The organism is Streptomyces odonnellii, assembly GCF_000981895.1.
Lineage (GTDB): Bacteria > Actinomycetota > Actinomycetes > Streptomycetales > Streptomycetaceae > Streptomyces > Streptomyces odonnellii.
On sequence record NZ_LATD01000543.1, the window covers coordinates 1 to 6,942 of the forward strand.

4 protein-coding genes are annotated in these 6,942 nt (G+C 73.6%); 1 reads left to right on the forward strand and 3 read right to left on the reverse strand.

From position 1 onward, the window contains the following. Positions 1 to 546 precede the first annotated feature (546 nt). Both WH07_RS34715 and WH07_RS34720 read right to left on the reverse strand, forming a co-directional pair. Positions 547 to 2,817, reverse strand: coding sequence for a serine/threonine-protein kinase (locus WH07_RS34715; protein WP_046509013.1), 2,271 nt, complete (start codon positions 2,815 to 2,817; stop codon positions 547 to 549). Next, positions 2,799 to 3,857: an oxygenase MpaB family protein gene (locus WH07_RS34720; RefSeq protein ID WP_079023807.1), complete on the reverse strand. Its 1,059-nt coding sequence runs from the start codon at positions 3,855 to 3,857 to the stop codon at positions 2,799 to 2,801. Before WH07_RS34720 ends, WH07_RS34715 begins: the two co-directional genes overlap by 19 nt. 210 nt (positions 3,858 to 4,067) lie before the next feature. Between WH07_RS34720 and WH07_RS34725 the strand changes: the two genes are divergently transcribed. Further along, a complete protein-coding gene (locus WH07_RS34725; RefSeq protein WP_046509015.1) occupies positions 4,068 to 5,624 on the forward strand; it encodes an ATP-dependent DNA ligase in 1,557 nt (518 codons plus the stop codon). A gap of 95 nt (positions 5,625 to 5,719) precedes the next feature. Here the strand turns inward: WH07_RS34725 and WH07_RS34730 are convergent, their stop codons facing one another. Further along, the gene (locus WH07_RS34730; protein WP_046509016.1) at positions 5,720 to 6,763 is read right to left on the reverse strand and encodes a phosphatidylinositol-specific phospholipase C domain-containing protein; all 1,044 of its coding nucleotides are present in this window, start codon (positions 6,761 to 6,763) and stop codon (positions 5,720 to 5,722) included. Positions 6,764 to 6,942 lie beyond the last annotated feature (179 nt).

Here is a 6,942-nt window from a genome sequence, read left to right on the forward strand (position 1 = left end):
CGCCCGGGCGGGCTCGGGGACACCGCCGGGGTGCGGCGACCACGACGGTACGATTGCGTCTTCGCCGGACGGGGTACGGCGAGCCGGTCCTCACCGGCCCCGCCCTGCGGGATCCAGCGGTCGTCCGGACGCAGATCCGGTACGTCGAGGACGCCTGCGGCCAGATCGAGGACCTCCCGCTGCCAGGCGGAGACCGGCTCGCCGTTGCCGTCGCGGTCGAGGTCGCCTTCGCCGGAGCCGGTGGCGAGTCGGCTCTTGGCCGAACGGCGTACTCCGGTCCCGCGCGGCCCGCAGGCGCCCGGTCCCGTACCGGACCCGGCGGCCGGCCCGTGCCAGGGCGTGTCCGGTGGATCTTCGGGGATCAGGCCGCGGCGTCCGGTGGAGAGGGTCCCTCAGGTGCCGTTCGGGCCCCGGGGGAGCATCGCAAGGCGGAGGATCAGCCTCGTACTGGGCGTAGTCGGCTGACTCCGACAACGCAGCGAGGTGCCGTGCCAGGCGTCGCGGGCCCACGAAGATCCGCCGGACAGGGCCTGGACCGGACCGGACTCAGCCGCCGCGGGTGCCCTGCTGGCGCAGTGCTGCCACCCGGCGGTACAGCTCCACCGCCTCCGCTCCCCTGCCGAGCTGTTCCAGGCAGTGCGCCTCGTCGTTGCGGCTGGCCAGCGCGTCCGGGTGGGCCTGGCCCAGCACCCGGTCCCGGGTCTCGGCGACCTGGCGGTAGACGGCCAGGGCCTCGCCCCAGCGGGCCAGCCAGCCGAGACCGACCGCGATCTCCCGGCGGCTGACCAGCGTGTCGGGATGGTCGGGACCCAGCACCCGTTCGCGCAGCGCGCAGACCTCGCGGGACTCCGCGAGCGCCTCCCCCCAGCGGGCCAGCCTGCCCAGATTGACCCCGTAGCCGTGCCGGGCCCGCAGGGTCTCCGGATGCTGCGGGCCATGGACACGGGTCCGGTCCGCGACGAGTGCCCGGTACAGCTCCAGCGCCTCCGCGCTGCGGCCGAGCCGGCCCAGCCCGATCCCGACCTCGTAGCGCGCGGCGAGGGTGTCGGGGTGGTCGGGGCCGAGCGCGCGGGCGCGGGCCGCGGCCACCTCGTGGTACGCGCTCAGCGCCTCCGGCCAGCGGCCCAGCAGCCCGAGCGTGTACGCCACCTCGTACCGGGTGGCCAGGGTGTCGGGATGGCCCGCGCCGAGCACCCGGGCGCGGGCTTCGGCGACCTCGCGGGCCAGCCGGCAGGCGTCTTCGAGCCGGCCGAGCCTGCTGAGGTTGTACGCCAGGTTGTGGCGGCAGCGCAGCGTGTCCGGGTGGTCGGGCCCCATCGTGCGCTCGCGGGAGGCGAGCACCGCCGTGAACACCTCATGCGCCTCGAAGTGCCGGCCGAGCTGCCCGAGGACGTACGCCATCTCCTGGCGCGCGGTGAGTGTGTCGGGGTGGTCGGGACCCAGGGCGCGCTCACGGCCCTCCACGACGCGTGCGAATTCCCGCAGCGCGTCCGCCGTACGGCCGGTCCTGCTGAGCGTGAACCCGACTTCGTACCGGCTCCGGAGGGTGTCCGGATGGTCCGGCCCGAGGGCGTGCTCGCGCTCGGCCGCCACCGCGCGGTGCACCTCGCCCGCCTCCTCCCAGCGGCCCAGCCGGCCCAGGCTGAGCCCGGCGTTGTGCCTGCTGGCGAGGACGGCGAGCTGTTCGGGGGACGGGGTGGGCCGCGCCGGGCGCGGATAGGAGATGCCGGTGGCCAGGCGCGGGTCGACGGGGGCGGTCCACTCGCCGGTCAGGCCGGCGGTGTGGTCGGGCGGTGTCTGCCGGAGCAGGGACATCCCGGTCGCCTTGTGCCCGGTGGTCATCCCCCGCGTCCAGGGCGGCAGCCGGGGCCCGTCCGGCGGCGGCCCCGGCCGCCCGCCCGCACCGGGGTGCGGCACGGGGTAGGGGTACGGGCCGGTCCCGGGGCCCGGACCGGGCGCGGGGAGCGCGGAGCGCGCGCCGGTGATCCTGCGCCGCAGATCCGACGCGTCGGCGGGCCGTTCCTCGGGCACCTTGGCCAGCAGATCGAGCACGATCCGGTCGAGGAAGCCGGGCAGTTCCGCGCGATGCCCGCTGGGCGGTTCGGGGACGGTGTCCCGGTGCCCGACCAGCACCGCCCAGGCGTCGTCCAGGTCGAACGGCGGGGAGCCGGTGGCGATCTCGTACAGCACGCACCCCAGCGAGTAGAGATCGCTGCGGTGGTCGACATGGCCGCCGCCGATCTGCTCGGGCGACATGTAGTGCGGGGTGCCCATGGCGATGCCCGTACCGGTGAGCCGGGAGGTGAACCCGATGTCGTGGCCGAGGCGGGCGATGCCGAAGTCGCAGATCTTCACCGTGCCGTCGGTGAGCCGCATGATGTTGGCGGGCTTCAAATCCCGGTGGATGATGCCCTGTTGATGGGTGTACGCCAAGGCGTCCGCGATTTGTTCAGCAATGTCGACGATATCGGGCACCGGGAGCGGCCGCTGTTCGTTGTCCTCAAGGAGTTGGCTGAGGTTGCGGCCTTCCAGCAGTTCCATGACCAGGTAGAGGACACCTTCGTACTCTCCGAAGTCATGAACGACCGTCACCCCGCGGTGCTGGAGGGCCGCGGCTACGCGTGCCTCGCGGCGGAAGCGCTCCCGCATGATCCGGGTGAACGACGAGTCCTGCTGGGGGCCCAGCGGCTTGAGGCACTTGACCGCGACCCGCCGGCCGAGCGACTCGTCGCGCGCCCGCCACACCTCGCCCATCCCCCCGCGCCCGATCTGTTCGAGCAGCCGGTAGCGGCCCTGGATCAGCCTGGTCTCCCCCATCGCGTGCTGTCGCCCCCGTCACCTCGCTGCGCCCTCCCCGGCCCGTCCAGTATGGCCGCCCCGTCCGGGAGTGTGTACGGGGTGGGACGGGTGTCGGCGCCCAGGCGGGCCATTGCCCGCAGAATGTGCCGGGGCGGAAGCTGCCAGCGCACCCGCGCGGGGATACGGCGCAGCAGGCTCCCGGCCGTGGTGAGCCGCCGGGTCACGGTCTCCGGCGCGGGGGCCGGTCTGCCGTACAGCGCGTGGGCGAAGGGCGGCAGCGCCTGGTACGCGAGCGGGGCCACCTGCCGCCAGAGCAGTTCGCGCGCCGGGACGAGCAGCGGATGGACGGGCGGCCTGCGGAGAAAGGCGTCCACGTCCCGCGCCTCGGGTCCGCACTCCAGCTCGGGGAGCACCCAGGCGAAGTAGCGGGCCAGCCCTGCGGCGGTGTCGGGGACCTGAGCCGGGTCGAGGCCGACCAGCCGGGCGCCCTCGCGGTGTTCCGCCACATAGCGGTCGGCCTGCGCGTCGGTGAGGGGGATGCCGGAGCGGCGCAGGACCTGGAGGTACGAGTCGACCTCGGCGCAGTGCACCCAGAGCAGCAGCGCGGGCTCGTCGACGCCGTACCGTTCACCGGTCGCCGGGTCGGTGGCCGTGAGATGCCGGTGGATACGGCGGACCCGGGCACCGGCCCGCTCGGCGGCCTCGGTGGTGCCGTAGCTGATGGTGCCGACGAAGTGGGCGGTACGGCGCAGCCGGCCCCAGGCGTCGTTCCTGAAGTCGCTGTTCTGCGTGACACCCCGCATGGCGCGGGGGTGGAGCGCCTGGAGATACAGGGCCCTGATTCCGGCGATCCACATCATGGGGTCGCTGTGGAGCTGCCAGGTGACGGACCCGGGCCCGAAGAGCCCGGGGTCGGCGGAGGCGGCGCGTGATGTGCCGGGGGCGCTCTGTCCTGCCGTACCCGGTGCGCCGGGGTACGGCCCGGCCTCGGCCGGAAGGTCGCGCCTGCCTCCGGCGACGTGCCCGTCGCGCGGCTCGCGTTCGTCGCGCTCGTCCATGTACGTGCCCCTCCCCGCCGTGCACCCGGCTCGTACCGTCGCTCCGCCGGGGCGGTACGGCCAGGCTAGGGGGTGCCCTACGAGCCCAGCAAGATCCACAAGACACCCTTGGCGACGTACGTTTCCGGCCCGGAGCCGTACGTTTCCGGCCCGGGACCCAGTCCTGGCACAGGACGCGCGGACGCGCGCCCCGCGTAGCACGATGGCTGCATGATGCTGGCACCCCTCGCCCGTGTCTCCCGGGAGGTCGCGCAGACCTCGGCGCGGTCCCGGAAGATCGCCCTGCTGGCCGGAGTGTTCCGTACGGCCGGGCCCGAGGACGTGCCCGTCGTCATCCCGTATCTGGCCGGACGGCTGCCGCAGGGCCGGATCGGCGTGGGCTGGAACGCCCTCAAGGACCCGCCCCCGCCCGCGGACCGAGCCACCCTCACCGTGCACGGCGTCAATGACACCTTCACCGCCCTGGCGGCCGTGGCAGGCCCCGGATCGCAGCGCGAGCGGCGGCGGCTGGTGCAGGGGCTGCTCGCCGCCGCCACCGAGGACGAGCAGCGCTACCTGATCGGGCTGGTCTCCGGCGAACTGCGGCAGGGCGCGCTGGACGCGCTCGCCGTCGAGGCGCTCGCGGAGACCTCGGGCGCCGCGCCCGCGGTGGTGCGCCGGGCGGTGATGCTGGCGGGCTCGCTGCAACAGGTCGCGCAGCGGCTGCTGGCCGAAGGGCCCCATGTGCTGGAGGAGTTCCTGCTGACGGTGGGCCGTCCCGTACTGCCGATGCTCGCGCAGACCGCCGCCGGTGTCACCGAGGCCATCGGGCGGCTCGGGGACTGCGCCGTCGAGGAGAAGCTGGACGGCATCCGGGTGCAGGTGCACCGGGAGGGTCCGGCGGTCCGGATCTTCACGCGCACGCTCGACGACATCACGGACCGGCTGCCCGAGGTGACGGCGGCGGCGCTCGCGCTGGACGGCGACCGGTTCGTCCTGGACGGCGAGGTGATCGCGCTGGACGAGATCGGCAGACCGCGGCCGTTCCAGGAGATCGCGGGGCGGGTGGGTTCCCGTACCGATATACGGTCCGCGGCGATGGCGGTACCGCTCTCGCCTGTCTTCTTCGATGTCCTCGCGGCGGACGGCGAGGACCTGCTCGATCTGCCGGCCGCCGAGCGGCACGCCGCGCTGGTACGGCTCGTACCGGAACCGATGCGGGTACGGCGGCTCGTCGTGTCCGCGGCGTCCGGGACCATGGGCGCGGCGGAGGCCGAGGAGTTCCTGCGGATCACCCTGGACCGGGGGCACGAGGGCGTGGTGGTCAAGGGGCTCGACACCCCGTACAGCGCGGGGCGCCGGGGCGCGGGCTGGCTGAAGGTGAAGCCGGTGCACACCCTGGACCTGGTGGTGCTGGCCGCCGAGTGGGGCCATGGCCGGCGCACCGGCAGGCTCTCCAATCTGCATCTGGGCGCGCGGCGCGAGGACGGCTCGTTCGTGATGCTGGGCAAGACCTTCAAGGGGCTGACGGACGCGATGCTGGAGTGGCAGACCGGGCGCCTCGGGGAGCTGGCGGTACGGGACGACGGCTTCACCGTCACGGTACGGCCCGAGCTGGTGGTCGAGATCGCGTACGACGGGCTCCAGCGGTCGTCCCGCTATCCGGCCGGCGTGACCCTGCGCTTCGCCCGGGTGATCCGCTACCGGGAGGACAAACCGGCGGCGGAGGCGGACACCGTGGGGACGGTGCTCGCGGCCCACGGCCGGGGCGCCGAGGAGCGGACCTGAGGCGCCCCGGCCGTGGGTGTGGGGACGGGGAGTGGCCGTTGGTGGTACGGAGGGGTCCCGGGCCGGCGTCCCTTCCGGCCCGGGACCCGGTGGATCTACTGGGCGGCGCCGCGCACCACGACCGACTGCAGTACCGGCTTCAGCCCGTGCCAGTCGGCCGAGATCAGGCTCGCGTTGCGCTGGGCGAGGAGGGCCAGCCGGTCGCGGGCCTGCTGCTCGGTGGGGTTGGTGCCGTCGATGGCGGGCGGCACGTTGTGCGCGTCCGTCATCAGCACGAAGTAGTTGCGCTGCGCGTACCAGGAGGTGTCGATGCTGCCGCCGGTGAAGGCGGAGGCGTCACCGTCGAAGAACACGAACCAGGGGCGGATGGAGGCGTCCGCGTACCGGGTGCGCGGGTCGCCGGCCGCGGCGTTGTGCACGGCAGGGAAGGCGGCCGCCTCGCGCAGCCGGCCCGCCGCCTTGAGGTCACGCAGATGGGTGGCGTACTCGCGGTCGGTCCACAGCGTGTCGAACGGGTTCTGCTCCTCGACCGTGCCGGGGATGAGCTCGACGATGAACTTGCCCGCGAGCTGGGCGCGGGTGGGCCAGGCACCGGCCTGCGCCGCCTGGTCGAGGTCGCTGTGGCCGCCGGCCAGATCGGCGGGGCGGTACAGCGCGTCACCGAGCTTGCCGGTGAGCAGGGCGTCGAGGGCGGCGGGGCCACGGCCCGCGGTGCCCAGGAAGCCGTCCTTGAGTTCGAGCTTGAGGACGATGGGGCGGTGGCCCGGGTTGGCGTCGTGCCAGACCTTGATGTCGGCGAGGCAGCCGGCCAGATCGCGGTTCTGCGCCTTGTTGCGCAGCTCGCCGGCGTTGGCGGCGTTCACGCAGTTGTTGTCATTGCCCAACGGGTTGCTGTGCGAGACACGCCAGGAGGCGCCGAACACATTGGTCCACAGGTCCAGTTCGAGCATTCCGGCGCCGGAGTCCAGGGCGTCCGCGAAGTAGGGGAAGGTGGCCTTCTCGTACGCGTTGTGGACACCGACCCCGGTGGTGGAGGGGAAGGGGAGCTGGCTGGTGTCGGCGGCACTGGCCGGAGTGGTGACGAAAGCGAGTACGGCCACGGCGCCGGCGGCGATCGTGGTGCGAAGGAGCTTTGCCATATCCCTTGTTCCTCCCGCCGAGCATGTCTTGGGCATGTCAACCGAGAGGGAGCGTAGGGGAATTCAGTGACCAGCGGGAGGACGCGAGCTTACGGTTGCGCAGGCCACGGGGGGCGGCAAAGAGCGCGCCCCGGCCGCTCGTTGGCGGCGGGGCGCGCTCTTTGCCGCCCCCCGTGGCC